The organism is Enterobacter cloacae complex sp. SHL018, from assembly GCF_049237905.1.
Taxonomy (GTDB): Bacteria; Pseudomonadota; Gammaproteobacteria; order Enterobacterales; family Enterobacteriaceae; genus Enterobacter; species Enterobacter hormaechei_C.
Map to the genome: position 1 here is coordinate 190,282 of NZ_JBMKJE010000004.1, position 25,748 is coordinate 216,029.

A 25,748-nucleotide genomic window follows, 5' to 3' on the forward strand; every position below is an offset into this window, starting at 1 on the left:
CATGGAGATGATTTTATTCCGGGATAACACCCGGGCGCAGCAAACCGATATTGTCGCCGTTCAGTCGCAGGTGGTGTACGGCAGCGTGGGAAACAGCATCGCGGTGCCGAATATTCGCACCCACCGGCTGAACGTTACCGCCGTGCCAACGGTGCTGTTCAGCAATACGCCGCACTACGACACCTTCTACGGCGGGGTGATCCCGGACGAGTGGTTCAGCGGCTACCTTAAGGCGCTGGAAGAGCGCGAGATCCTGCGCGAGCTTAAAGCGGTCACCACCGGCTATATGGGCAGCGCCAGCCAGATCGCGCTGCTGGCGCAGTGGCTGAAGGCAATCAAAGTGCAACATCCCGATCTGCTGGTGCTGGTCGACCCGGTAATTGGGGATATCGATAGCGGGATGTACGTGAAGCCGGATATTCCTGAAGCCTACCGTGAGCATCTGCTCCCGCTGGCCCAGGGCATTACGCCCAACGTGTATGAACTGGAAGTGCTGAGCGGCAAACCGTGCCGTACGCCGGAGAGCGCCATTGCCGCCGCGCAGGGGCTGCTGTCCGACTCGCTGAAATGGGTAGCGATCACCAGTGCGCCAGTGTCTGACGATCCGCAGAATATCCACGTTGTGCTGGTGAGCGAAGAAGGTGTTACCGTAAGCGCGCACCCGCGCGTAGAGACGGATCTGAAAGGAACGGGCGATCTGTTCTGTTCGGAGCTGGTCAGCGGCATTGTGGGAGGGAAAACCGTTGCCGATGCCATTCGCATGGCGGGCGATCGGGTGACTGACGTTATGATCTATACGCAGTCGAAAGGCTATGACGAGCTTATCCTGCCGGCATAAACAAAAATGGCGCCCGAAGGCGCCATTTTTCTGTGCGGCAAGAATTACTTCTTAATGCGGATAACCGGGGTTTCACCCACGGTGACGCTGCCAGACAGTTTGATCAGTTCTTTGATTTCGTCCATGTTGGAGATAACAACCGGAGTCAGGGTAGACTTCGCTTTTTCTTCCAGCAGCGGCAGATCGAATTCAATTACCGGGTCGCCAACTTTAACGCGCTGGCCTTCTTCTGCGATACGCTTGAAGCCTTCGCCTTTCAGTTCAACGGTGTCGATACCGAAGTGAACGAACAGTTCGATACCGCTATCGGATTCGATAGAGAACGCATGGTTGGTTTCAAAAATTTTACCGATGGTGCCGTCAACTGGAGCAACCATTTTGTTGCCAGTTGGTTTGATAGCAATGCCATCACCAACGATTTTCTCAGCAAACACTACATCCGGCACGTCTTCGATGTTGACGATCTCGCCGGAGAGCGGAGCAACAATCTCAATAGTTCCGGAGTCTTTCTTGTCATCAGAAACCAGAGATTTCAGTTTATCGAACAAACCCATGATCTTCTCCTAAGCAGTAAATTGGGCCGCATCTCGTGGATTAGCAGATTGTTTTTTCTTCAATGAACTTGTTAACCAGCGTCATTAACTCGTCCGTTGTCGGTTGAGCAAGAGCCTGCTCTGCTAACACCTTCGCATCTTCGAAGTTCGTGTTACGGATAATCTTCTTAATGCGCGGGATGGAAATGGCGCTCATAGAGAATTCGTCCAGACCCATACCCAGCAACAGAAGTGTAGCACGTTCGTCGCCTGCAAGCTCACCACACATGCCAGTCCATTTACCTTCTGCATGAGAAGCATCAATAACTTGCTTGATCAAATTCAGTACGGACGGTGACATTGGCTGGTAGAGATGTGAAATCATATCATTACCACGGTCAACTGCCAGGGTGTACTGCGTTAAATCATTGGTACCGATACTAAAGAAATCAACTTCTTTGGCTAAATGACGCGCAATGGTCGCGGCTGCCGGTGTTTCCACCATCACGCCGATCTCAATGGATTCGTCAAATGCTTTACCTTCGTCGCGCAGTTCCTGTTTGTAGATTTCGATCTCTTTCTTCAGTGCACGCACTTCTTCAACAGAGATGATCATCGGGAACATGATGCGCAGTTTACCGAAAGCGGAGGCACGCAGAATAGCGCGAACCTGGTCACGCAGGATCTCTTTGCGATCCATGGCGATACGCACGGCACGCCAGCCCAGGAACGGGTTCTCTTCTTTCGGGAAGTTCATGTACGGCAGCTCTTTGTCGCCACCGATGTCCATGGTACGGACGATTACAGCCTGCGAGCCGCACGCTTCCGCAACCGCTTTGTACGCTGCAAACTGCTCTTCTTCCGTTGGCAGAGCGTCGCGATCCATGAACAGGAATTCAGTACGATAAAGACCTACACCTTCCGCGCCGTTGCGCTCAGCGCCGTCAACGTCACGTACGGTACCGATGTTAGCGCACACTTCAACCTGATGGCCGTCCAGCGTGATAGCTGGCAGATCTTTCAGTTTAGCGAGTTCCGCTTTCTCGGTAGCAACCTGCTCCTGAACGGAACGCAGCTGCTCGATCACATCGTTAGTTGGGTTGACGTAAACCACATTGTTTACGGCATCCAGAATCAGATAGTCGTCGTTTTTAACCTGGGAGGTAACGCTACCGGTACCCACAATGGCTGGCAGCTCAAGAGAACGCGCCATGATTGAGGTGTGGGAGGTACGTCCACCTGCATCAGTAATGAAACCCAGCACCTTGTTCAGGTTCAGCTGTGCGGTTTCAGACGGGGTCAGGTCAGCGGCAACCAGGATGACTTCGTCCTGAATCGCGCTCAGATCGATGATGGCCAGACCCAGGATGTTGCGCAGCAGGCGCTTACCGATGTCACGTACGTCAGCCGCACGTTCTTTCAGGTATTCATCGTCCAGCTCTTCCAGGGCAGATGCCTGACCTTCGATAACTTCATGCGCAGCCGCGTCGGCCGTCATGCCTTTATCTTTAATCAGGGCTATGATTTCCTGCTCCAGCTCCTCATCTTCGAGCAGCATAATGTGCCCTTCGAAGATGGCTTCTTTTTCTTCACCGAAAGTTTCGCCAGCTTTAGTTTTAATCGCTTCCAGTTGCGCAGATGCCTTGGCACGACCGCTCAGAAAACGTTCAACTTCCTGATCAACCTTGTCGGCAGAAATTTTTTTCCGGTCAATGACGATTTCGTCTTCTTTCAGCAGCAATGCTTTGCCGAAAGCGATACCCGGGGATGCTAAAATGCCTGAAATCATAACCCTACCTTACTTGTGACTGATATTGAAAAGAACCCGGTAAACTTACTCGAGTTCAGCCATCAGCTTAACCAGATGCTCAACTGCTTTCTGCTCGTCTTCACCTTCAGCGGAGATGGTAACAACGGTACCCTGAGTCAGGCCCAGAGTTTGCAGCTTGAACAGGCTTTTTGCGCTAGCGCTTTTGCCGTTGGAAGTCACAGTGATTTCAGAAGTGAAGCCTTTCGCTTCTTTAACAAACTGAGCAGCAGGGCGGGTGTGCAGACCGTTCGGAGCGGTAATGGTAACTTCTTGCTGGAACATTGTATTTCCCCAACTTATAGGTTTAGTGTTGTGGAACTAAAGTCTAGCCTGGCGACTTAACTTTAGCCTGTATAGTTAGCGCTGACGTTTCAATCGTCATTAAACATTATGCAGTGAAAGCAAGACTTGAACCAAATCATAAAATCGATTCAGCAGCGCTATTTCGTTCACCGATTAATTTCGCGCATCAAAATAATTGCTGGTTTAAATACCAGACCCAACGGGGTGAAGCAATGCCAGGAGGGGTAAAACTTTGAAGCAGGCCACAAAAAAGCACCTGAAAAGGTGCTTTTTTACGCGTTTTTAACATGCTGGCATCACTGTTGCAGTTCTTTCTCTGTGAAGAGATCGGCAAACAGTGCTGTGCTTAAGTAACGCTCACCCGAAGACGGTAGGATAACCACAATATTCTTATTGGTAAAGGTTTCGTCTTCCAGCAGTTTGAGCGCTGCCGCAACCGCCGCACCGGAAGAGATACCCGCCAGAATGCCTTCCTCGTCCATCAGGCGACGCGCCGTGGAGATGGCTTCTTCATTGGTAATGGCGACGACTTTATCGATCAGCTTCAGATCCAGGTTGCCTGGAATAAAGCCAGCGCCGATACCCTGGATTTTGTGAGGGCCAGGTTTGATCTCTTCGCCTGCCAGCGCCTGAGCGATAACCGGTGAGTCGGTTGGCTCAACGGCAACGGTAATCAGATCTTTTTTACCTTTCGTGCCTTTAATATAGCGTGACACCCCGGTCAGCGTACCGCCGGTGCCTACGCCGGAGATAAACACATCAACCTGACCGTCGGTATCTTCCCAGATTTCCGGGCCGGTGGTTTTCTCATGAATTTCCGGGTTGGCCGGGTTGCTGAACTGCTGGAGCAGCAGATATTTTGCCGGATCGCTGGCAACAATTTCTTCGGCCTTCTGAATCGCGCCCTTCATGCCTTTTGCGCCTTCGGTCAGGACCAGGTTCGCACCCAGCGCTTTCAGCAGCTTACGACGCTCAATGCTCATGGTTTCAGGCATAGTCAGCGTCAGCTTATAGCCGCGCGCCGCCGCAACATAGGCCAGAGCGATACCGGTATTGCCGCTGGTGGGTTCAACCAGCTCAACGCCAGGTTTCAGCACGCCACGCTTTTCAGCATCCCAAATCATATTCGCACCGATACGGCATTTAACGCTGAAGCTTGGGTTACGAGATTCGACCTTCGCCAGAATGCGTCCATTACCGATACGGTTCAGTCGAACCAGGGGCGTATGACCGATAGTCAGCGAGTTGTCTTCATAAATCTTACTCATGGCCTGTCCTTAACTGTATGAAATTGGGATACCGACCCAGCATACCTGTTGAACAGGTATGGGGAAGTAAGGAAATCGCATATCTATATGCTGCAAGGAAATAATGGGGATCAGTATGGAATAAGGGGCGGCATAAGCCACCCCTCTTTTACACATTTTTGCATTACTTCCATAACGCGTGCTTAGCACGGTAGCAGTCCACCCACATCGCCGTCGCGCCGCAAACGGCAACGGGCATGATGAACAAATTCAGGAAAGGGATCATGGTGAACAGGCTGGCCAGCGCGCCAAACTGCATGTTGGCAACCTTCTGAGTGCGCAGGGCAGTGCGCATCTCTTTAAACGGCACTTTGTGGTTATCGAACGGATAATCACAGTACTGGATAGCGAGCATCCAGGCGCTGAACAGGAACCACAGCACGGGTGCGACCGTCTGGCCAATCCCGGGTACAAAATAAAGAATAAGCAGCACAATCGCCCGCGGCAGGTACCAGGCGAACTTCTGCCATTCACGCTTCATGATGCGGGGGAGATCTTTCACGATCCCCAGTACGCCCGTGTCAGGTGGCGTCGCACCGGTCAGGCGCGCTTCCAGCTGTTCGGCCAGCAGACCGTTGAACGGCGCGGCTATCCAGTTTGCTATCGTCGAAAAGAAATAGCCGAAAACCAGCAGCACGGAGATAACCGCAATCGGCCAGAGCAGGTAGTCTAGCCACTGTAACCAGTCCGGCACATAGCTCATCAGGGAAGGGATCCAGCTTTCCAGTCTGGTGAATAGCCACCAGAAGGCCCCGCCCATCAGAATAATGTTGATCAGTAACGGCAAAATAACGAAGCGTCGAATGCCCGGCAGGGAGACCAGTTTCCAGCCCTGAGAAAAGTACCAGACCCCGCTGCGTGGGGCAGAAGAAGATGTTGAAACCATACCAGGCTGTACTCCTTTTTACACAACCAGTGGAATTGCCCGCCTATATTATCCAGTTACGGGCCAATGACCAGTTCGGAAATGTTCGAAAAACCAGCAAAAAGCACGATTTAGTTCATCTTTATGCTGTGAATGCTCTGCATGCACTTGCACTTGACGTAAACGGCAAATACTCTTAGTGAGTAAATGTTTGCCGTGGTGGCAAGGTGTTAGAACAACAGAGAATATAATGATGCAGGATTTGCGTCTGATATTAATCATTGTTGGCGCGATCGCCATAATCGCTTTACTGGTACATGGTTTCTGGACCAGCCGTAAAGAGCGTTCCTCTATGTTTCGCGATCGTCCACTGAAGCGCATGAAGTCCAGTCGTGACGACGATGACGTTGAAGACGACATCGACGGTCCTGACGACGACGGCGTGGGTGAAGTTCGTGTTCATCGGGTCAATACTGCGCCCGGCGCAGCGCATGGAGAGCATGAAGCCCCCCGCGCTCCGCAGCACCAGTATCAACCACCGTATGCTTCTGCCCAGCCGCGCCAGCCAGCGCCGCCGCCAGTGGAAGAACCTGTTCGTCATCCGCCGCAGCAGCCTGTGCAACAGCAGCCCGTTGCGCCACAGCCTGTACAGCCGCAACCTGTGCAACAGCCTGCACAGCCAGTGCATCAGCCACAGCCTGTTCAGCAGCCGCAGCCGGTACAACAACCGCAGCCGCAGCCTGAACCGCCTGCGCCACAGCCCGCTCCGCGCGTTGAGCCAGAGCCGGTCGCAGAGCCAGAACCGGTTGTTGAAAAGCCGCAGCGTAAAGAAGCAGTGATCATCATGAACGTGGCTGCTCATCATGGCACCCATCTGAACGGTGACGTGCTGCTTAACAGCATCCAACAGGCAGGCTTCAAGTTCGGCGACATGAATATTTTCCATCGCCACCTGAGTCCTGACGGTAGCGGTCCGGCGCTGTTTAGCCTGGCCAATATGGTCAATCCAGGCACGTTTGACCCGGAAATGACCGGTGATTTCGTCACGCCGGGGGTTACGATCTTTATGCAGGTGCCGTCCTACGGTGACGAGCTGCAAAACTTTAAGCTGATGCTACAGTCCGCTCAGCACATCGCCGACGAAGTGGGCGGTGTGGTGCTCGACGATCAGCGTCGAATGATGACGCCGCAGAAACTGCGCGAGTATCAGGACCGCATCCGCGAAGTTAAGGAAGCGAACGCGTAATCGTCGCGTTAACTTCACCTCCTCCTCAACCCCCGCCTGTCGGGGGTTTTTCTCATTGATGGTGCGATATGGACTCAATCGAACAACAACTTACTGAACTGCGAACCACGCTTCGCCATCATGAATATCTCTATCATGTTATGGACGCACCGGAAGTGCCGGATGCGGAATATGACCGCCTGATGCGTGAACTGCGCGAGCTGGAAGCGCAGCACCCCGAACTGATTACGCCCGATTCCCCAACGCAGCGCGTCGGCGCGGAACCGCTGGGCGCTTTCAGCCAGGTGCGACATGAAGTGCCGATGCTGTCGCTGGATAACGTGTTTGATGAAGAGAGTTTTCTGGCTTTCAACAAGCGTGTGCAGGATCGCCTGAAGAGCATCGACAATCTGAGCTGGTGCTGCGAGCTAAAGCTGGATGGTCTGGCCGTTAGCATTCTTTATGAGAACGGCGTGATGGTGCGTGCCGCAACGCGCGGCGACGGCACTACCGGGGAAGACATCACCACTAATGTGCGCACTATTCGTGCGATCCCGCTGAAACTGCGTGGCGATAACATTCCCGCCCGGCTGGAAGTGCGCGGGGAAGTGTTCCTTCCGCAGGCGGGCTTCGAGAAGATCAACGAAGAAGCGCGTCGTACCGGTGGGAAAGTGTTTGCAAACCCGCGTAACGCGGCGGCAGGTTCGCTGCGTCAGCTCGATCCACGAATCACCGCGAAGCGACCGCTTACTTTCTTCTGCTACGGCGTCGGGATCCTGGAAGGCGGTGACCTGCCAGATACTCACCTGGGTCGTTTAATGCAGTTCAAAGAGTGGGGGTTACCGGTTAGCAACCGCGTGCAGCTCTGCGACTCTCCGGAGGCGGTGCTGGCGTTCTATCACAAGGTTGAAGAAGATCGTCCCACGCTCGGGTTTGATATTGATGGCGTGGTGATCAAGGTTAACTCGCTGGCGTTGCAGGAACAGTTAGGATTTGTGGCCCGTGCGCCGCGCTGGGCGGTGGCCTTTAAGTTCCCGGCGCAGGAGCAGATGACCTTCGTTCGCGACGTGGAGTTTCAGGTAGGGCGTACGGGGGCGATTACGCCTGTGGCGCGTCTGGAGCCTGTGCAGGTGGCTGGCGTGCTGGTAAGTAACGCCACGCTGCATAACGCCGATGAAATTGCCCGCCTGGGCCTGCGCATTGGTGACAAAGTGGTGATTCGCCGCGCGGGCGACGTGATCCCACAGGTGGTTAACGTTGTTGAGTCTGAACGTCCTGCCGATACCCGTGCCATCGAGTTTCCAGCCCACTGTCCGGTATGTGGTTCGGACGTTGAGCGCGTGGAGGGGGAAGCGGTAACGCGCTGTACGGGCGGGTTAATCTGCGGCGCGCAGCGTAAAGAGTCCCTGAAGCACTTTGTCTCCCGCCGGGCGATGGACGTCGACGGAATGGGTGACAAGATTATCGACCAGTTAGTTGAGAAAGAGTACGTCCATACGCCAGCGGACCTCTTTACCCTGACGGCAGGTAAGCTGACCGGTCTTGATCGTATGGGGCCGAAATCTGCCCAGAACATCGTTAACGCGCTCGAGGCGGCCAAAAACACCACCTTTGCCCGTTTCCTTTACGCGCTTGGCATTCGTGAAGTCGGAGAGGCGACGGCGGCAGGGCTGGCGGCGTATTTCGGCACGCTGGACGCGCTGGAGAAAGCCACCATCGACGAGCTACAGAAAGTCCCTGATGTCGGCATTGTGGTCGCTACCCACGTTTTCAACTTCTTCGCCGAAGAGAGCAACCGTGAAGTGATCGGTAAATTACTGGAACAGGGCATTCACTGGCCTGCACCGGTAGTGGTTAATGCCGAAGAGATCGACAGCCCGTTTGCCGGTAAAACGGTAGTGCTGACCGGCAGCCTGAGCCAGCTCTCGCGCGATGACGCGAAAGCGCGCCTGGTGGCGCTGGGGGCAAAAGTGGCGGGCAGCGTATCGAAGAAAACCGACCTGGTGATTGCCGGGGAAGCGGCCGGTTCGAAGCTGGCAAAAGCGCAGGAGCTTGGCATCGAGGTAATCGACGAAGCGGAAATGATGCGCCTGTTAGGAGAGTGACGTGGAAAAAGAGCAGCTCGTTGAGATCGCCAATACGGAGATGCCGTTCGGTAAATATAAGGGTCGCAGGCTGATTGATTTACCGGAAGAGTATCTGCTGTGGTTTGCCCGTAAGGATGAGTTCCCCGCCGGGCGTCTGGGCGAGCTGATGGCTATCACGTTACTGATCAAAACAGAGGGGCTGACCCAGCTGGTTCAGCCCCTGAAACGTCCTTAAACTTTCGCGGCGCGGGTCTCTTCCTGCGCCAGCTTTTCAGTCTGCGCCTTGTAACGCCGCGCCAGTACCGCGCACACCATCAACTGGATCTGATGGAAAATCATCAGCGGCAACACCATCATCCCAATGACGGACGTCGGGAACAGAATATTGGCCATTGGGATCCCGTTGGCCAGGCTCTTTTTCGATCCGCAAAATACAATGGTGATTTCATCGGCCTTATTGAAGCCGCATTTGCGGGCCACAAAGACGTTAACCGCGATGACAATGGCCAGCAAAACGATGCTTACCACCACAATAAGCAGCAGCGATCCAGCGCCCACCCTGTGCCAGATGCCGTTCACCACGGCTTCGCTGAAGGCCGTGTAAACCACCAGCAGAATTGAGCTTTGGTCCGTTTTCCCGATCCATTTTTTATGTTTTGCCACAAACGCCCCAATCCAGGGACGGGATAAGTGTCCGAGCACAAACGGCAGCAGCAGTTGCAGACAAATTTTACCCACCTGCTCCAGATTACCTTCCGCCCCGTGCATATTCATCAGCAGACCGACCAGCAGCGGTGAAACAAAGATCCCCAGCAGGCTGGAAGCGGAAGCAGAACAAACCGCCGCCGCGACGTTACCGCCCGCCAGCGAGGTAAAGGCAATAGCGGACTGCACGGTGGCCGGCAAAATGCACAGATAAAGGAAACCGGTATACAGCGCCGGATCGACATTCACCGGCGCCCACCAGGCGAACAGCACGCCCAAAACCGGGAAGAGGATGAAGGTGCTGCACATTACCCACAGGTGCAGTCGCCAGTGGCTACCGCCTGCAATAATGGCTTCCCGGGAGAGTTTGGCGCCATGCATAAAGAACAGCAGGGCAATGGCTGCCGTGGTCAGTCCTTCAATAACCGGAACGAAACTGCCCCTCGCCGGGAAGAACGAGGCCAGCAAGACGACACTAATCAGGGTCAGCGTAAACGGATCAAGGATACGAAAAAGTTTCATAATCACTCCTGAAAACAGATGCCGCTATTGTGCTTTCTTCCCTTTGAGAAATAAAATTGATTTATTGCATCCATTCATGAATTAAACAGATGAATTATTCGTTACGTCAGCTTCGCGTTTTCGTCACCGTCGCGCAGGCCCGCAGCTTTAGCCGGGCAGGGGAGATGATTGGCCTCAGCCAGTCGGCGGTGAGCCATAGCGTTAAGGAGCTTGAAACGCAAACGGGAGTGAAGCTGCTCGACCGCACGACGCGAGAAGTGGTACTCACCGAAGCGGGACAGCAGCTGGCAATGCGTCTGGAGAGGCTGCTGGATGAACTGAACAGTACGCTCAGGGATGTCGGCCGGCTCGGACAACAGCTTTCCGGCACCGTGAGAGTGGCGGCGAGCCAGACGATTTCGGCGCATCTTATTCCCCAGTGCATCGCTGAAAGTAATCACCGCTATCCGGATATCGATTTTGTTTTGCATGACAGGCCGCAGCAGTGGGTTCTGGAGAGTATCCGTCAGGGGGATGTGGATTTTGGCATCGTTATTGATCCCGGAGCGGTAAGCGACCTGGAATGTGAAGTGGTGCTCTCGGAGCCCTTTTTATTGCTCTGCCGCGATGATGATCCGCTGGCATCGCTGCCACACGTGGCCTGGCAGGCCTTGCAGGGGGCAAACCTGGTGTTACAGGATTATGCATCAGGCAGCCGTCCGCTGATAGATGCCGCTCTGGCCGCGCAGGGCGTTAAGGCAACCATTGTGCAGGAGATTGGGCATCCTGCCACGCTCTTCCCGATGGTCGAAGCGGGGATTGGCATCAGCGTTCTGCCGGCGCTGGCGCTGCCACTGCCGCAGGGGAGTCGTTTAACGGTGAAGCGTTTCGTACCCTGTGTCGAACGCCAGCTGATGCTGGTACGCCGTAAAAACAGGTCACTTTCCGGCGCGGCACACGCCTGCTGGGATGTGGTGCGTATGCAGGCCGAACGTTTGATGGAGGCCCGCACACGCGATCCACTTTTTAACGAAACCAATAATCAGATGTAGATATTAATCTGATGCTCCGCGGAGGGCTTATTGATGCCTTCCGCGACTGCCTGACCTTTTTCCTGTTTTGGCATCGCCTCTTCTGCCTGCTGACGCTGCAATTGCGCCAGCTGTGCCTGCAACATAGCCAGCTGAGATTCGAGTAATTCCTGCTGCTTTTGCTTCTCTTCTGCTGTGGCATCACCCATGGCCACTTCTTTGAGCTGCTGAGTGACTTTCGTTATCTGTTTGGTCAGACGGGTGATTTGAGAAGCAATGTCGTTTCCGCCGGAGCTGTTATCTACGCTGCCGATTTCCATCGCCGACAGAGAAACGGGCTTAAGTGTTGTCATTTTGAGATCCTTTTCGCCATAAAATAGGGGTATCGGCAAAAAAGGCGTGAGCTTGAGTAAAACAAGCGGTGTGGCTGCAAGGGGATTTACTGTATTGCAGATAGCAAAAAAGCGCCTTTAGGGCGCTTTTTTACATTGGTGGGTCGTGCAGGATTCGAACCTGCGACCAATTGATTAAAAGTCAACTGCTCTACCAACTGAGCTAACGACCCGAAATGGTGGGCGATGACGGGCTCGAACCGCCGACCCCCTCCGTGTAAAGGAGATGCTCTACCAACTGAGCTAATCACCCCCGCTGTGTGGAGTCGCATTATAGGGAGAGTTGAAAATGAGTCAACGCATTTTCTAAAGTTTTTATTCGTTCGTCGTAAAATTAGTCAAAACGATCGCAAAACGGACAGTGGCGCATGATTTATAAACAAAAACAGCAATCTCGAACCGGATAAAGTGATCGACATTGAGGAATCGGCCCACAGTGATAGAATATTGCCCATTGTTTTCTTCCCGGAATTTGCCGATTACCGGCATCTTTATAACGTAAGGCCATTTCATGAAAATCAAAACTCGCTTCGCGCCGAGCCCGACAGGCTATCTGCATGTCGGTGGTGCACGTACCGCTCTCTACTCCTGGCTTTTCGCACGTCACAACAACGGTGAGTTTGTGCTGCGTATTGAAGACACCGATCTGGAGCGCTCAACGCCGGAAGCAATTGAAGCCATTATGGATGGGATGAACTGGCTGAATCTGGCGTGGGACGAAGGCCCATACTTCCAGACCAAACGTTTTGACCGCTATAACGCCGTAATTGACGAGATGCTGGTGGCAGGCACGGCCTATAAGTGCTACTGCTCCAGGGAGCGTCTGGATGCGCTGCGTGAAGAGCAAATGGCAAAAGGCGAAAAACCGCGTTATGACGGTCGTTGCCGCCATGACCACAGCGAGCATGCTGCGGATGAGCCTTGCGTAGTGCGTTTTGCTAACCCACAGGATGGCTCTGTCATCTTTGATGACCAGATCCGTGGCCCGATCGAATTCAGCAACCAGGAGCTGGATGACCTTATCATTCGTCGTACTGACGGATCGCCAACCTATAACTTCTGCGTAGTTGTGGACGACTGGGATATGGAAATCACTCACGTGATCCGTGGTGAAGACCATATCAATAACACCCCGCGTCAGATCAACATTCTGAAAGCGCTGAACGCGCCTGTACCGGTGTATGCGCACGTATCAATGATCAACGGTGACGACGGTAAAAAGCTGTCCAAACGTCATGGCGCGGTGAGCGTGATGCAGTACCGTGATGACGGCTATCTGCCGGAAGCGCTGCTGAACTACCTGGTGCGTCTGGGCTGGGCTCATGGTGACCAGGAGATCTTCAGCCGCGAAGAGATGATCGAGCTGTTCTCTCTGAACTCGGTCAGCAAATCAGCCAGCGCGTTCAACACTGATAAACTGCTGTGGCTGAACCATCACTACATCAATACCATGCAGCCAGAATATGTGGCGACTTATCTGCAATGGCACATTGAACAGGCAAACATCGATACCCGTACGGGCCCTGAACTGGCGGATCTGGTGAAGCTGCTTGGCGAGCGTTGCAAAACGCTGAAAGAAATTGCTGAAAGCTGCCGTTACTTCTATGAAGAGTTTGACGCGTTCGACGCCGACGCGGCCAAGAAACACCTGCGTCCGGTTGCGCGTCAGCCGCTGGAAGTGGTGCGTGATAAACTCGAAGCCATTACCGAATGGACTGCGGAAAATGTTCACCACGCGATTCAGGCTACCGCTGATGAGCTGGAAATTGGCATGGGTAAAGTCGGTATGCCGCTGCGCGTTGCGGTGACGGGGGCAGGCCAGTCTCCGGCGCTGGACGTGACCGTTCATGCCATCGGCAAATCACGTAGCGTTGCGCGTATCAACAAAGCGCTGGGCTTTATTGCTGAGCGTGAAAGCCAGCAGTAATACTCGTGTAATACAAAAAACGGCAGGTTACCCTGCCGTTTTTTATGCCTGTTATTCAGCAATACCAAGACGCGTGAGAAAACCCTGCAACCCTTCACGAGCGAGCAACTTGTGCAAACGTTCCTGTTCGACAGTCGTCATGTTTTCCAGCGAGTCGATAATTTGTGGAAGCAGGCTGGATGAGGTTGCCACGCCGTAGTGGGAAGGGCTTTCCGCCACATGGTAAACAGCCCGACGGTTACGAATGGCGGGAAGACTAATGATGTGCTCCTTAACGTGCGCATCAATACATATCACCCTCGCTCTTCCGCCTTTTACACCGTTGATACCCTCCGTTTTCCATCCCTTCTGTCGTATCCAGCGATTAACGGTTTGTCGGGCTACGCCCAGACTGTCCGCCAGCTCTTCCGTGGTCATTTTGCTGCGTAATCTTTTCATATCAGCGTTGGTCGCGAATCCCTAAACGTTGTAACAAGCCGGTAATCCCTTCCCGCAGTAACAGCGATGTCATCTGCTTTTGCTCTTCCGGCGTCATTTCATTCGCCAGCGTCAGGAGCAGGGCATGAAGCGAGCCCTCGTGGTACGCCTTACCTGGCAGTTCTGGCGTCTCTGTTGCCCTGCGCGCGCTGCGAATAAAGTCGCGCACTTTTTCATTGACGTGTACCAGACGCGCTTTGCCACCCTGAACGCCTGGCTTTGGCGATGTAATCCAACCCTCTTTGCGTACCCATTTATTGATGGTCTGTCGGCTATAGCCAGTCAGCAGGGCTAACTCTTCTGGCGTCATTCGTTCCTTGATCATACAATTTCCTGAATATCTGTGGGGTTAATTAGTGGTTCATTTTATAGCACCGTTTTACGTGAAAACGTGACAAGCTTAACTCCTGGCTGCGAGCAGGCTCGCAAAGTGATTCATTTGCATGATTTTTCGGCGATTGAAAGGCGGAGGCTGAATTTGCCGTTGACACTCTGCGGCGGAATTCATATTATGCCGCCCGTCAACATGACAGCTTTACGACGGGGCTATAGCTCAGCTGGGAGAGCGCCTGCATGGCATGCAGGAGGTCAGCGGTTCGATCCCGCTTAGCTCCACCAAACTCTGAACCCAACAGAGTGTGGTAGGTAAAGTAACATGTGGGGCTATAGCTCAGCTGGGAGAGCGCTTGCATGGCATGCAAGAGGTCAGCGGTTCGATCCCGCTTAGCTCCACCAAAATTTAAACCCTCGTCGCAAGACGGGGGTTTTTTTATATCTTGTAAAATATTTTAGACTGTTTTTGTTGCAATTAACGTCGTTTTCTACACCTCACCTCAATCCAAATCAATAAACAAGTCTATAAATAGACCTGAACTTGATTCGTGTTATTAATAAACCTATTATCCATGCGGTCAATGAGACGATGGTAAAATAGATTATCCGGATTAATGAATAGAAAAATTTACAATAATGTAAAGATATTTATGATTGCCCTGGCGCTAAGCCTGATTGCGATTCCTTTTTCTCGTTATATCTCTCCACGGGCCATCGTCAGCGAAAATGATGTTTATCTGGCGTGGTTGCCCTTAAGTGCCATGCTCGCCATCGTGTTGTTATTTGGACGGCGGGCAATCATTCCTTTGCTGTTAAGTTTTAGTATTACTAATATTTATAATCTTGATTTAGCACCACTACAATCTGCCGTATTATTATGTTGTCAGACGTTTACCGTCTTCGCCGCCTGTGGCGTCATCCGTCTGGTGCTGGGCAAGCGCTGGCGACACAGCATACCGAATAAGTACATTGGCATACGTATTTTCTGGCTCGGATTTATGGTGCCTGTGGGCATCAAATTATCGATGTATCTGGCGGGATATTTATTTGATTTCCCGGTGACAATCTCCTCCTATTTCGGCGAAGGCTCTGCAATTTATAACGTTATCGATATTCAGAGTCTGATTTGTGCCGCCCTGATTTTCACCATGATGTTCTATTATCCGTTAAGAATGATTATTAATCCTCACTATGCCCGAACATTCTGGCGGCGAAGCGTGAAGCCCCTCTTTTGTCACAAAAAAGCGTTATTTATCGTTGTGTGGCTGATGCTGTTGATCTCGATGATCGCTATTTTATGCGCGCCTTTTGAGTCGCAGTTTATTGCGGGTTATTTGATGCCAATCGTTTTCATTCTTTTCACCCTAGGGATTGGTCGTCTGAGCTATGCGCTCATCTCTTTATTCTGGGCGGCCTCGGCGCTCATGCTGTTGACCTATAATTATAATTTTCTTAATGGCGTTGAATCGGGCCACTCGCTCTCTTTTATCCTGTCGGTGCTAATCTCTTTCGCCATCTGCCTGCTTTACATGTCGCGGATCTATCAGAAAAGTGAATGGCTGAAACAGGGGTGGCAGGAGAGGGCGCTTACCGATCCGCTCACCGGTCTGCCTAACATTCGTGCGCTGGAAGTGTTTTTACAGCACCATCCCGAGGCCAAAGTCTGCTGCCTGCGCCTGGATAATCTCGAATTCCTGAGTCGTCACTACGGCATCCTCATGCGTGTACATTGTAAAAAGATGATAACCGCGTCGCTGCAACCGTTATTGCAAAAAGACGAGAAGCTCTTCCAGTTGCCGGGCAGTGAGCTGGTAGTGGTCTTGCTGGGTCCGGGCACGGCTGAACGTCTGCAATATATGGTTGATCATCTGAACAGCCGTAAGATTATCTGGAACAAGACTGAGCTCGACATCGAGTTTGGCGCCTCCTGGGGTGAAGTGCCGGATGGAGAAAGCCTGCATCACACGCTGGGTCAGCTGAGCTGGCTCTCCGAGCAGTCCTGTGCCGGGCACAACGTCCTGGCGTTAACCAACAGTCTGGATGATGTCTCCGGTCAGACGACGGACAGAGTGCTGATGCTGGCCCGCATAAAACGCGCCCTTGATATCGGTGGGCTTCACCTTTACGCCCAGCCAATCCATAACGCGCGTGGGGAAGGGTACTTTGAAATCCTCTCAAGGCTTGAAAGCGAGGGTGAGATCATCACGCCTGATCGCTTTATTCCGCTGATTGCTCAGTTTAACCTGAGCCACCGATTTGACCTGAACGTGGTGGAAAAATTGCTGATGTGGATGCGCAGCCATCCGTCCGAACGGGCCGGAACGCGGTTCTCCGTTAATCTGATGCCGCTGACGCTGATGCAAAATGAGATTGCGGCTGAGATCATCGCGCTTTTTGAACGCTACGCCATTGCGCCGCAAGATATCGTCATTGAGATCACCGAGGAACAGGCTTTCTCTGACTCGGGAAGCAGCATCAACAATATCCAGCAGCTGCGGGATTACGGCTTCCGGATTGCTATTGATGACTTTGGTACCGGCTATGCCAACTTTGAGCGCCTGAAGCGGCTGGAGGCCGATATCATTAAGATCGATGGCTGCTTCGTGAAAGATATCTGCACCGACAGCATGGATGCGATGATCGTGCAGTCCATTTGCAACATGGCCAAAACGAAATCGCTTTGTGTGGTGGCTGAATATGTGGAATCGGCTGAACAACGTGAGATGTTGCTGCGATTCGGCGTGGACTATTTGCAGGGCTATTTGATTGGTAAACCACTGCCCCTGACGGAGCTGGAGGCATAAAAAAACCGGGAGCGAGGACTCCCGGTTTTTATTGCACGGTATGAATTACAGAACCAGTGCTGCAATAGAGGCAGACAGGACGCTCACCAGCGTTGAACCGTAAACCAGCTTCAGGCCAAAGCGCGAAACGACGTTACCTTGCTCTTCGTTCAGGCCTTTAATCGCACCAGCGATAATACCGATGGAAGAGAAGTTCGCGAAGGAGACCAGGAAGACGGACAGGATCCCTTCCGCACGAGGGGAGAGTGTGCTGGCAATCTTCTGGAGATCCATCATCGCCACGAACTCATTGGAAACCAGTTTCGTTGCCATGATACTGCCCACCTGCAACGCTTCGTGAGCGGGCACGCCCATCACCCAGGCAATCGGGTAGAAGATGTAGCCCAGAATACCCTGGAAGGAGATACCGAGTACGGCCGCAAACAGGGCGTTCAGCGCAGCGATCAGCGCGATAAAGCCAATCAGCATCGCGGCGACGATAATTGCAACCTTGAAACCCGCCAGAATGTATTCACCCAGCATTTCGAAGAAGCTCTGTCCCTCGTGCAGGTTTGACATCTGAATGTTCTCTTCGCTGGCATCCACGCGGTACGGGTTAATCAGCGAAAGCACGATAAAGGTGCTGAACATGTTCAGAACCAGCGCCGCAACTACGTATTTTGGTTCCAGCATGGTCATATACGCGCCCACGATAGACATGGAAACGGTAGACATTGCGGTTGCCGCCATGGTGTACATGCGGTTACGGGACATCTTGCCGAGAATATCTTTATACGCAATGAAGTTCTCAGACTGACCCAGGATCAGCGAGCTGACTGCGTTAAAGGATTCCAGTTTGCCCATGCCGTTAACTTTCGATAACAGGAAGCCGATCGCACGGATAACCACCGGCAGAACGCGGATGTGCTGAAGGATACCGATCAGGGCAGAGATGAAGACGATAGGGCAGAGCACCTTCAGGAAGAAGAAGGCCAGACCCTGATCGTTCATGCTGCCAAAGACGAAGTTTGTCCCTTCGTTGGCAAATCCGAGCAGTTTTTCGAACATTTCGGAGAAGCCTTTCACGAAGCCCAGGCCTACGTTGGAGTTCAGGAAGAACCACGCAAGTAAAACTTCAATGACCAGCAGTTGGACAACATAGCGAATACGAATTTTTTTGCGGTCTGTGCTGACCAGCAATGCAAGTGCAGTAACGACAACGAGTGCCAGGACAAAATGAAGGACGCGGTCCATATTTGCTCCAAATATGAGGCAGGTTTAATTTCCGTGCACATTCTATGTAACAAGCACAAAGAAAACGAGATCAAGCCCACACTATAGTTACATCCTGTGACGAGTCTCAAAAATAGTGATCAACAAGACATTTTTGTTATGTTAGGTAAATGAGTGAAAAGTTAAGTTTGTGTGCTACGCTTCACAAATGTCTGCGCATTTTCACATTCTGTGACCTTGCTCCACCTGCCTGTCTATCGTTCCTGACTATCAGAGAAATCATGTTAACCGTTACAAATGAACTTGATAATCATTCTCATTTTGATAGCATAAAACATAGCAAAGGCTATATTTCCAGAGGCAGAAATGACGAATAGTCGCGTAGAGAGTAGCAGCGGCAGAGCGGCACGCAAGCTGCGGTTCGCATTAATGGGACCGGCATTCATTGCCGCGATTGGCTACATCGATCCGGGTAATTTTGCGACCAACATTCAGGCCGGGGCCAGTTTCGGCTATAAACTGCTGTGGGTTGTGGTCTGGGCCAATCTGATGGCGATGCTGATTCAGATGCTCTCCGCGAAGCTGGGTATTGCTACCGGAAAAAACCTGGCGGAGCAAATCCGCGATCATTATCCACGTCCGGCAGTTTGGTTTTACTGGGTTCAGGCGGAAATTATCGCCATGGCCACCGATCTCGCCGAGTTTATCGGGGCGGCGATCGGCTTTAAGCTTATCCTGGGCGTCTCCCTGCTTCAGGGGGCCGTGCTGACCGGTATCGCCACTTTCCTGATTCTGATGCTCCAGCGGCGGGGACAAAAACCGCTGGAGAAAGTCATCGGCGGCCTGCTGCTGTTCGTCGCTGCCGCCTATATTGTTGAGCTGATTTTCTCCCAGCCGAATCTGGCGCAGCTGACGAAAGGGATGGTGATCCCGTCGTTACCCACTTCTGAAGCCGTTTTTCTGGCTGCCGGGGTGCTGGGGGCGACCATCATGCCGCACGTCATTTATCTGCACTCTTCATTAACCCAGAATCTGCATGGCGGGACGAGTAAAGAGCGCTACTCCGCCTCGAAATGGGATGTGACTATCGCGATGACCATTGCCGGATTTGTGAATCTGGCGATGATGGCGACCGCCGCCGCCGCGTTCCACTTTAACGGGCATACCGGGGTTGCCGATCTCGACCAGGCTTACCTGACGCTGGAGCCGTTGCTGAGTCATGCCGCTGCCACTATTTTTGGTTTAAGCCTGGTTGCTGCGGGTCTTTCATCTACGGTTGTGGGGACACTGGCCGGGCAGGTGGTGATGCAGGGGTTCGTACGTTTCCATATTCCGCTGTGGGTTCGCCGCTCGGTCACGATGCTGCCTTCCTTTGTTGTGATCCTGATGGGGCTGGATCCGACCCGCATTCTGGTGATGAGTCAGGTACTGCTAAGTTTCGGGATTGCGCTGGCGCTGGTGCCACTGCTGATCTTCACCAGTAATAAATCGCTGATGGGCGAACTGGTGAATTCGACGTGGGTGAAGCGCGCCGGGTGGGCCATTGTGGTCGTGGTGGTGGCGTTAAACTTGTGGTTGCTGATAGGCACAGCCGCAGGCCTGTAAAAGAAAAAGGAGCCGGAAGGCTCCTTTTTGTTGTTAATGGTGATGGCCGTGACCGTGGCCTCTGCCTTTTCCATGACCCCAGCCGCCACGGCGGTCGTCACGATCGTTCCAGCCTTCGCGGTAGCCGCGTTCGTAAGCCTTACGCTTATCCCAGCCACGGTGATAGCCGTTATCGTGTTTCCACCAGCGGTTTTGACGCCATTCATAATGGCGGTGCCAGTAGTCACGGTCGCGCCAGTAGCCACCGTCCCAGTATCTGCCGTAGTCATCACGATCGCCAATTTGTAATTTAATCGATGGCAACAGGGTGATTTCGCCCGCACTGGCGACCAGCGGGGCCGAAGCCAGTAATACCGCTGCAAGAATCAGTGACCTGAACATACTCTTCTCCTTCACGATCGGGGCCGCTGTGCGACCTGTTAACGCAATTTTACGAGTTGGTAAACATTCGTTTCATCGCCTCAACTCCTAAATCATGAACGAGAGCACTTTTTGCTAAAAGTGTTTTTAATCTGAACTGGACAGGATCGTATCTATCGTCTTCAGCTCTTCTGCCGTGAACCGACAATTTTCAAGCACGCCTGCTGCATCTTCAATTTGTCCGGTCTTGCTTGCGCCGATGAGCACTGAACTCACTGTATCGTGGCGCAGGATCCAGGCCAACGCCATTTGCGAAAGCTTTTGCCCCCGTTTTTCCGCCAGCGCATTCAGCTTGCGTACCTTCTCCAGCTTTTTGTCGGTGATCTGCTCCGGGTTAAGGAACTTACTGCCGCTTGCTGCGCGAGAATCCGCCGGGATACCGTTCAGATAGCGATCGGTCAACTGTCCGCCCGCCAGGGGGGAGAAGGGGATACATCCCACCACTTTATGCTGCAACACGTCCAGCAACCCCTCTTCAGGCGCACGTTCAAACATGGAGTACTTCGGCTGGTGGATCAGACATGGCGTGCCCAGATCCTCCAGTATTTCAATCGCCTGCCTTGCCACTTCTGCCGGGTAGTTGGACAGACCGATGTACAGCGCCTTGCCCTGACGTACCACATGGTCAAGCGCTTTCATGGTTTCACGTAGCGGCGTTTGTGGATCCGGGCGGTGGTGATAGAAAATATCGACATACTCCAGCCCCATACGCCTGAGGCTCTGGTCCAGGCTGGCGATCAGATATTTACGTGAGCCCCAGTCGCCGTAAGGCCCGTCCCACATGGTGTAGCCCGCTTTGGTGGAGATGATTAGCTCATCGCGCCAGGGCAGGAAATCCTCCTGCAAAATGCGCCCGAAATTACGTTCGGCCGAACCAGGAGGCGGGCCGTAATTATTGGCAAGGTCAAAATGCGTAATACCCAAATCGAAAGCACGCTGTAAAAGTTGACGGCTGTTTTCGAGTAACGTCGCGTCGCCAAAATTATGCCAAAGCCCCAGCGAGATGGCGGGAAGCTTAAGGCCGCTTTGCCCACAGCGGCGATATTGCATTGTCTGATAACGATTTTTGTCAGGCTGATAACCCATTGGCGAGACCTCTGGCGCTGGAAAGAAACATCAGTGTATACGTTTACACTAACCTGAAGAAAATGAGCATAGCTCAGCTTTTTTCGTAAAGCATTCTTTCCAGACCCTGATTGTCGCCAATTCTGGACACGCTTCACGCTTATTTAATACTCAGAGTGAGGTCAACGTCAGAAGGACACTTATAATATGCGTACCCCCTATTGCGTCGCCGATTACCTGCTGGACCGACTAACAGATTGTGGTGCCGATCATCTGTTTGGCGTGCCGGGCGACTATAACCTGCAATTTCTCGATCACGTGATAGACAGCCCGGACATCTGCTGGGTGGGCTGTGCCAATGAACTGAACGCGTCTTACGCCGCAGACGGCTATGCCCGCTGTAAGGGCTTTGCCGCGCTCCTGACGACATTCGGCGTTGGGGAGTTAAGCGCCATGAACGGTGTGGCGGGCAGCTTTGCCGAACATGTTCCCGTCCTCCATATTGTGGGGGCCCCGGGTATGGCGGCGCAGCAGCGAGGAGAGTTATTGCACCATACGTTGGGCGACGGCGAGTTCCGCCATTTCTATCATATGAGCGAACCCATCACCGTTGCACAGGCGGTACTTACCGAACAAAACGCCTGCTATGAAATTGACAGAGTCCTGACCACTATGCTGCGGGAGCGCCGTCCGGGCTACCTGATGCTGCCCGCTGATGTGGCGAAAAAAGCCGCTACGCCCCCTGTAAGCGCTCTCACTGTTAACCCCGCACCGGCTGATTCAGCCTGCTTGCAGGCGTTCCGTGAGGCTGCCGAAAAGCGCTTGTCCACGAGCAAACGCACCGCGCTGTTAGCGGACTTCCTGGTACTCCGCCATGGTCTGCGCACGGCCCTTCAGACGTGGGTGAAAGAGGTGCCGATGGCACACGCCACCATGCTGATGGGCAAGGGCATTTTTGACGAACGACAGAGCGGTTTTTACGGCACCTACAGCGGATCGGCGAGCGCCGCGCCGGTCAAAGAGGCCATCGAGGGGGCTGATACGGTGCTGTGTATTGGCACGCGCTTTACCGATACGCTCACTGCCGGGTTTACCCACCAGCTGACGCCAGACCAGACGATAGAGGTTCAGCCACACGCGTCCCGCGTCGGCGACGTCTGGTTTACGGGTATCCCGATGAGGGAGGCCATTGAAACGCTGACAGCGCTGTGTAAAACCTATGTTCGTGATACGCGAGCGCCATTGGATCACAGCGGCTTTTCGTTCCCGACTATCGAAGGGGCGCTGACTCAGGAGAGCTTCTGGCGTACCCTGCAAACGTTTATCCGCCCCGGAGACATTATTCTGGCTGACCAGGGAACGTCTGCTTTCGGCGCTATCGATCTGCGTTTACCCGCGGACGTGAACTTTATCGTCCAGCCGCTGTGGGGATCGATTGGCTACACGCTGGCGGCAGCATTTGGCGCGCAAACGGCGTGTCCGAACCGACGCGTGATTGTCCTGACGGGTGACGGCGCCGCGCAGTTGACCATTCAGGAGCTGGGATCGATGCTGCGCGACAAACAGCGCCCGATTATTCTGGTGCTTAACAACGAAGGATACACGGTGGAAAGGGCCATCCACGGGCCGGAGCAGCGCTATAACGATATTGCCCTCTGGAACTGGACGCAGATCCCGCAGGCGCTGAGCCTGGCGCCTCAGGCAGAGTGCTGGCGCGTCAGCGAAGCGGAAGCGCTGGCGGAGGTGCTGGATAAAGTGGCACACCATGAGCGGCTTTCGCTGATCGAGGTGATGCTGCCGAAAGCCGATATTCCGCCGCTGCTGAGCGCGCTGACCAAAGCGCTGGAGGCACGCAATAACGCCTGATTACCTGTCGTTTCGCCATCCCATCAGCATCGGTTTGCCCGCCAGCAGGAGCCAGGCGGGCAACATCACGATACAGAGCAGCGGCAGAAGCGTGGTATCCGGCACGACAACAGCCGCCATAAACAGGCTCAGCCACGCATCGCGCGTGACCACCAGTACCAGTCCCAGAATGGAACAGGAGACGGTAATCGCCGCAGGGACAGCGTCAACGTGCTCATGCAGCATCAGCCCCAGCGCGACGCCAACAAATACCGCCGGGAAGATTCGACCTCCCCTGAAACCACAGGCCGCAGCGACCACCAGCGCCGCCAGTTTTACCAGCGCGAACAGCAGATAATCGGAGACGCTAAAGACCTGGCTGAAGGCCAGCTGCTGCATTTCGTCCAGACCCTTAAACAGCGTAACCGTCCCGCCGATGGCGCCTAAAACGCCCAGAATAAAACCCCCCATGCCCAGAATCAGCACCGGATGCTTCAGCCTGTGCATCAGGCGATGCAGGCGAGGGAGACACCATACCGCGACCATCCCCAGCGCAATGGCGATCGCGACGACGACGGCACCGCTGAAAATATCGGTGAGTTGCATCTGGCCGTAGTGGGGGATGGAGAGTGAAAAATGGGGATGGAAAAACAGGCTGGTGGTGAGGGCTCCCGCAGCGGCGGCCATTAGCGGCGCGAAGAGTTTATCCCACAGCGGTACTTCATGATCACTGCTGAGCGTTTGCGAAAAAATGAGCGCAGCCGCGACCGGAGTGCCAAACAGCGCCCCGATGGTGCCTGCTGACGCCAGGATCGTCCAGTCCAGCGCGCCAACGCGCGGAAAAAGACGCGCCCCCAGAAAGACCGCCAGCGCGATATTAACCGCCATAATGGGATGTTCAGGCCCGAGGCTTACGCCGCCCGCAAGACCGATAATCAGCGCGATAATAAGCCCCGGCAGAGCAGAGGGAGAGACAGGGGCGCCAATCAAGGGTTCCAGTGCCGGGTCCGGCCCGGCATGACCCGGGCTATAGCGGATCACCAGCCCTACGGCAATCCCGGTCAGGGTCAGCATCATCATGATCCAGCCCGGCGAGTCAATGCTGATGCCGAGTTTTACCGGAAGCGCGGTCCATAAAATCGTTTGCAGCACCGCCGCCACTTTCATGACGACGATGAGCACCAGGCTCGACGCCACGCCAATAATCAGCGCCGGGACAGCCAATAACAGCATGGTTCTGGCTCGCGGATGGAGCATGATGATTTCCTTGTACAAAACGGCTTAACGTTACTTTGCACAATCAGCATTGTGGCAATAGTGCAAAAGGTGCTGAAACGGTAAAGTTATAATGTGACGAAGATCGATAATCCATGGGCAGTCACCTTCTGGTCGTTGTTGTTATCACGCCTTGAATTTACAGTGTCCCAAAGATTTATTCTGACTTTAGCGGAGCAGTAGAAGAATGACAAAGTATGCTTTGGTAGGTGATGTAGGCGGCACCAACGCGCGCCTTGCCCTGTGCGATGTGAACAGCGGTGAAATTTCTCAGGCGAAAACCTATTCAGGGCTGGATTACCCAAGCCTGGAAGCGGTGGTTCGCGTCTATCTGGAAGAGCATAAAGTGAGCGTTGAAGACGGTTGTATCGCCATCGCCTGTCCGATCACCGGTGACTGGGTGGCGATGACCAACCACACGTGGGCCTTCTCAATTGCCGAAATGCGGAAAAACCTCGGCTTCTCGCACCTTGAAATAATCAACGACTTCACTGCGGTTTCCATGGCTATCCCAATGCTTAAACCAGAGCATCTGATTCAGTTCGGCGGTACGGCCCCGGTTGAAGGCAAACCGATTGCCGTTTACGGCGCGGGCACCGGCCTGGGGGTGGCGCACCTGGTTCACGTCGACAAACGCTGGGTCAGCCTGCCGGGCGAGGGCGGTCATGTGGATTTTGCGCCGAACAGCGAAGAAGAGGGCATTATTCTTGAAGAGCTACGCGCCGAGATTGGCCACGTGTCGGCCGAGCGGGTGCTTTCTGGTCCGGGTCTGGTGAACCTGTATCGGGCGATTGTAAAATCAGACGGTCGTCTGCCGGAAAATCTGCAACCGAAAGATGTGACCGAACGCGCGCTGGCCGACAGCTGTATTGACTGCCGCCGTGCTTTGTCGCTGTTCTGCGTCATCATGGGGCGTTTCGGCGGCAACCTGGCGCTGAACCTTGGCACCTTTGGCGGGGTCTATATTGCGGGCGGGATCGTGCCGCGCTTCCTCGATTTCTTTACCGCCTCCGGCTTCCGTGGCGGCTTCGAAGACAAAGGCCGCTTCAGAAGCTATGTCCAGGACATTCCTGTTTACCTGATTGTCCACGATAACCCAGGCTTACTGGGCTCCGGCGCGCATCTGCGTCAGGTACTCGGTCAGATTCTCTGACGCTCATTCCCCTCTCCTGCGGGAGAGGGAACGCG

At 53.7% G+C, this 25,748-nt stretch carries 23 protein-coding genes and 4 tRNA genes; 12 read left to right on the forward strand and 15 right to left on the reverse strand.

The features are described 5' to 3' along the window. The first annotated feature begins 1 nt into the window (after position 1). Positions 2–838, forward strand: a complete 837-nt coding sequence (gene pdxK, locus ACOTY5_RS16490; protein WP_015572224.1) for a pyridoxine/pyridoxal/pyridoxamine kinase — start codon at positions 2–4, stop codon at positions 836–838. A 44-nt stretch (positions 839–882) separates the two neighbouring features. Here the strand turns inward: pdxK and crr are convergent, their stop codons facing one another. From crr to cysZ, 5 genes are all read right to left on the reverse strand, one after another. Then, on the reverse strand, positions 883–1,392 hold the full coding sequence (gene crr / locus ACOTY5_RS16495; protein WP_003861316.1) for a PTS glucose transporter subunit IIA: 510 nt from the start codon (positions 1,390–1,392) through the stop codon (positions 883–885). A 40-nt stretch (positions 1,393–1,432) separates the two neighbouring features. Beyond that, entirely contained in the window at positions 1,433–3,160 is a 1,728-nt protein-coding gene (ptsI, locus tag ACOTY5_RS16500) for a phosphoenolpyruvate-protein phosphotransferase PtsI (protein ID WP_006811455.1), read from the reverse strand. Between the two features lie 45 nt (positions 3,161–3,205). Continuing rightward, on the reverse strand, positions 3,206–3,463 hold the full coding sequence (gene ptsH / locus ACOTY5_RS16505) for a phosphocarrier protein Hpr (protein WP_000487600.1): 258 nt from the start codon (positions 3,461–3,463) through the stop codon (positions 3,206–3,208). Between the two features lie 317 nt (positions 3,464–3,780). Beyond that, a complete protein-coding gene (cysK, locus tag ACOTY5_RS16510) occupies positions 3,781–4,752 on the reverse strand; it encodes a cysteine synthase A (protein ID WP_006811453.1) in 972 nt (323 codons plus the stop codon). Positions 4,753–4,915: 163 nt separating this feature from the next. After that, positions 4,916–5,677, reverse strand: coding sequence for a sulfate transporter CysZ (gene cysZ / locus ACOTY5_RS16515; protein WP_045141730.1), 762 nt, complete (start codon positions 5,675–5,677; stop codon positions 4,916–4,918). 229 nt (positions 5,678–5,906) lie between these two features. On the opposite strand from cysZ, the gene zipA reads away from it, so the two are divergent. From zipA to ACOTY5_RS16530, 3 genes are all read left to right on the forward strand, one after another. Next, the gene (gene zipA / locus ACOTY5_RS16520) at positions 5,907–6,902 is read left to right on the forward strand and encodes a cell division protein ZipA (RefSeq protein WP_015572226.1); all 996 of its coding nucleotides are present in this window, start codon (positions 5,907–5,909) and stop codon (positions 6,900–6,902) included. Positions 6,903–6,970: 68 nt separating this feature from the next. Then, a complete protein-coding gene (gene ligA / locus ACOTY5_RS16525) occupies positions 6,971–8,986 on the forward strand; it encodes an NAD-dependent DNA ligase LigA (RefSeq protein WP_017383473.1) in 2,016 nt (671 codons plus the stop codon). Position 8,987: 1 nt separating this feature from the next. Further along, complete coding sequence (locus ACOTY5_RS16530; protein ID WP_003861328.1) at positions 8,988–9,203, forward strand: DUF3820 family protein; 216 nt, start codon at positions 8,988–8,990, stop codon at positions 9,201–9,203. On the opposite strand, the gene ACOTY5_RS16535 is transcribed toward ACOTY5_RS16530, so the two are convergent. Beyond that, complete coding sequence (locus ACOTY5_RS16535) at positions 9,200–10,195, reverse strand: bile acid:sodium symporter family protein (RefSeq protein ID WP_421631977.1); 996 nt, start codon at positions 10,193–10,195, stop codon at positions 9,200–9,202. The genes ACOTY5_RS16530 and ACOTY5_RS16535 overlap by 4 nt on opposite strands. 89 nt (positions 10,196–10,284) lie before the next feature. On the opposite strand from ACOTY5_RS16535, the gene ACOTY5_RS16540 reads away from it, so the two are divergent. Beyond that, the gene (locus ACOTY5_RS16540) at positions 10,285–11,226 is read left to right on the forward strand and encodes a LysR family transcriptional regulator (RefSeq protein ID WP_032102758.1); all 942 of its coding nucleotides are present in this window, start codon (positions 10,285–10,287) and stop codon (positions 11,224–11,226) included. Here the strand turns inward: ACOTY5_RS16540 and ACOTY5_RS16545 are convergent. From ACOTY5_RS16545 to ACOTY5_RS16555, 3 genes are all read right to left on the reverse strand, one after another. Next, complete coding sequence (locus tag ACOTY5_RS16545; RefSeq protein ID WP_017383471.1) at positions 11,217–11,558, reverse strand: FlxA-like family protein; 342 nt, start codon at positions 11,556–11,558, stop codon at positions 11,217–11,219. The genes ACOTY5_RS16540 and ACOTY5_RS16545 overlap by 10 nt on opposite strands. Before the next feature lie 136 nt (positions 11,559–11,694). Beyond that, positions 11,695–11,770: transfer RNA gene (locus ACOTY5_RS16550), tRNA-Lys, on the reverse strand. A 4-nt stretch (positions 11,771–11,774) separates the two neighbouring features. After that, positions 11,775–11,850 (reverse strand) — tRNA-Val (locus ACOTY5_RS16555). 258 nt (positions 11,851–12,108) lie between these two features. On the opposite strand from ACOTY5_RS16555, the gene gltX reads away from it, so the two are divergent. Then, positions 12,109–13,524 (forward strand): glutamate--tRNA ligase, encoded by a 1,416-nt coding sequence (gene gltX / locus ACOTY5_RS16560; protein WP_015572231.1) that lies wholly within the window; start codon positions 12,109–12,111, stop codon positions 13,522–13,524. A 51-nt stretch (positions 13,525–13,575) separates the two neighbouring features. Here the strand turns inward: gltX and ACOTY5_RS16565 are convergent, their stop codons facing one another. Beyond that, on the reverse strand, positions 13,576–13,962 hold the full coding sequence (locus tag ACOTY5_RS16565) for a YfeC-like transcriptional regulator (RefSeq protein ID WP_017383469.1): 387 nt from the start codon (positions 13,960–13,962) through the stop codon (positions 13,576–13,578). Between the two features lies 1 nt (position 13,963). Next, positions 13,964–14,326, reverse strand: a complete 363-nt coding sequence (locus ACOTY5_RS16570) for a YfeC-like transcriptional regulator (protein ID WP_039270229.1) — start codon at positions 14,324–14,326, stop codon at positions 13,964–13,966. A gap of 217 nt (positions 14,327–14,543) precedes the next feature. Between ACOTY5_RS16570 and ACOTY5_RS16575 the strand changes: the two genes are divergently transcribed. From ACOTY5_RS16575 to ACOTY5_RS16585, 3 genes are all read left to right on the forward strand, one after another. Beyond that, positions 14,544–14,619 (forward strand) — tRNA-Ala (locus ACOTY5_RS16575). Between the two features lie 41 nt (positions 14,620–14,660). Further along, positions 14,661–14,736: transfer RNA gene (locus tag ACOTY5_RS16580), tRNA-Ala, on the forward strand. A 212-nt stretch (positions 14,737–14,948) separates the two neighbouring features. Then, positions 14,949–17,138: a sensor domain-containing phosphodiesterase gene (locus ACOTY5_RS16585; RefSeq protein WP_062934023.1), complete on the forward strand. Its 2,190-nt coding sequence runs from the start codon at positions 14,949–14,951 to the stop codon at positions 17,136–17,138. Between the two features lie 45 nt (positions 17,139–17,183). Here the strand turns inward: ACOTY5_RS16585 and nupC are convergent, their stop codons facing one another. Beyond that, positions 17,184–18,371, reverse strand: a complete 1,188-nt coding sequence (nupC, locus tag ACOTY5_RS16590; protein WP_006811440.1) for a nucleoside permease NupC — start codon at positions 18,369–18,371, stop codon at positions 17,184–17,186. 345 nt (positions 18,372–18,716) lie between these two features. On the opposite strand from nupC, the gene ACOTY5_RS16595 reads away from it, so the two are divergent. Next, positions 18,717–19,955: an Nramp family divalent metal transporter gene (locus tag ACOTY5_RS16595; protein ID WP_023295104.1), complete on the forward strand. Its 1,239-nt coding sequence runs from the start codon at positions 18,717–18,719 to the stop codon at positions 19,953–19,955. A gap of 33 nt (positions 19,956–19,988) precedes the next feature. Here the strand turns inward: ACOTY5_RS16595 and ACOTY5_RS16600 are convergent, their stop codons facing one another. Next, a complete protein-coding gene (locus tag ACOTY5_RS16600) occupies positions 19,989–20,336 on the reverse strand; it encodes a DUF2502 domain-containing protein (RefSeq protein WP_015572233.1) in 348 nt (115 codons plus the stop codon). 126 nt (positions 20,337–20,462) lie between these two features. Continuing rightward, a complete protein-coding gene (gene mgrA / locus ACOTY5_RS16605; protein WP_045141728.1) occupies positions 20,463–21,461 on the reverse strand; it encodes an L-glyceraldehyde 3-phosphate reductase in 999 nt (332 codons plus the stop codon). Positions 21,462–21,647: 186 nt separating this feature from the next. Here mgrA and ipdC point away from each other — a divergent pair, with 186 nt between their 5' ends. Next, positions 21,648–23,306, forward strand: coding sequence for an indolepyruvate decarboxylase (gene ipdC, locus ACOTY5_RS16610; RefSeq protein ID WP_017692977.1), 1,659 nt, complete (start codon positions 21,648–21,650; stop codon positions 23,304–23,306). On the opposite strand, the gene ACOTY5_RS16615 is transcribed toward ipdC, so the two are convergent. Then, positions 23,307–24,542, reverse strand: coding sequence for an ion channel protein (locus ACOTY5_RS16615; protein ID WP_045141727.1), 1,236 nt, complete (start codon positions 24,540–24,542; stop codon positions 23,307–23,309). Between the two features lie 205 nt (positions 24,543–24,747). Here ACOTY5_RS16615 and glk point away from each other — a divergent pair, with 205 nt between their 5' ends. After that, a complete protein-coding gene (glk, locus tag ACOTY5_RS16620; protein ID WP_003861352.1) occupies positions 24,748–25,713 on the forward strand; it encodes a glucokinase in 966 nt (321 codons plus the stop codon). Positions 25,714–25,748 lie beyond the last annotated feature (35 nt).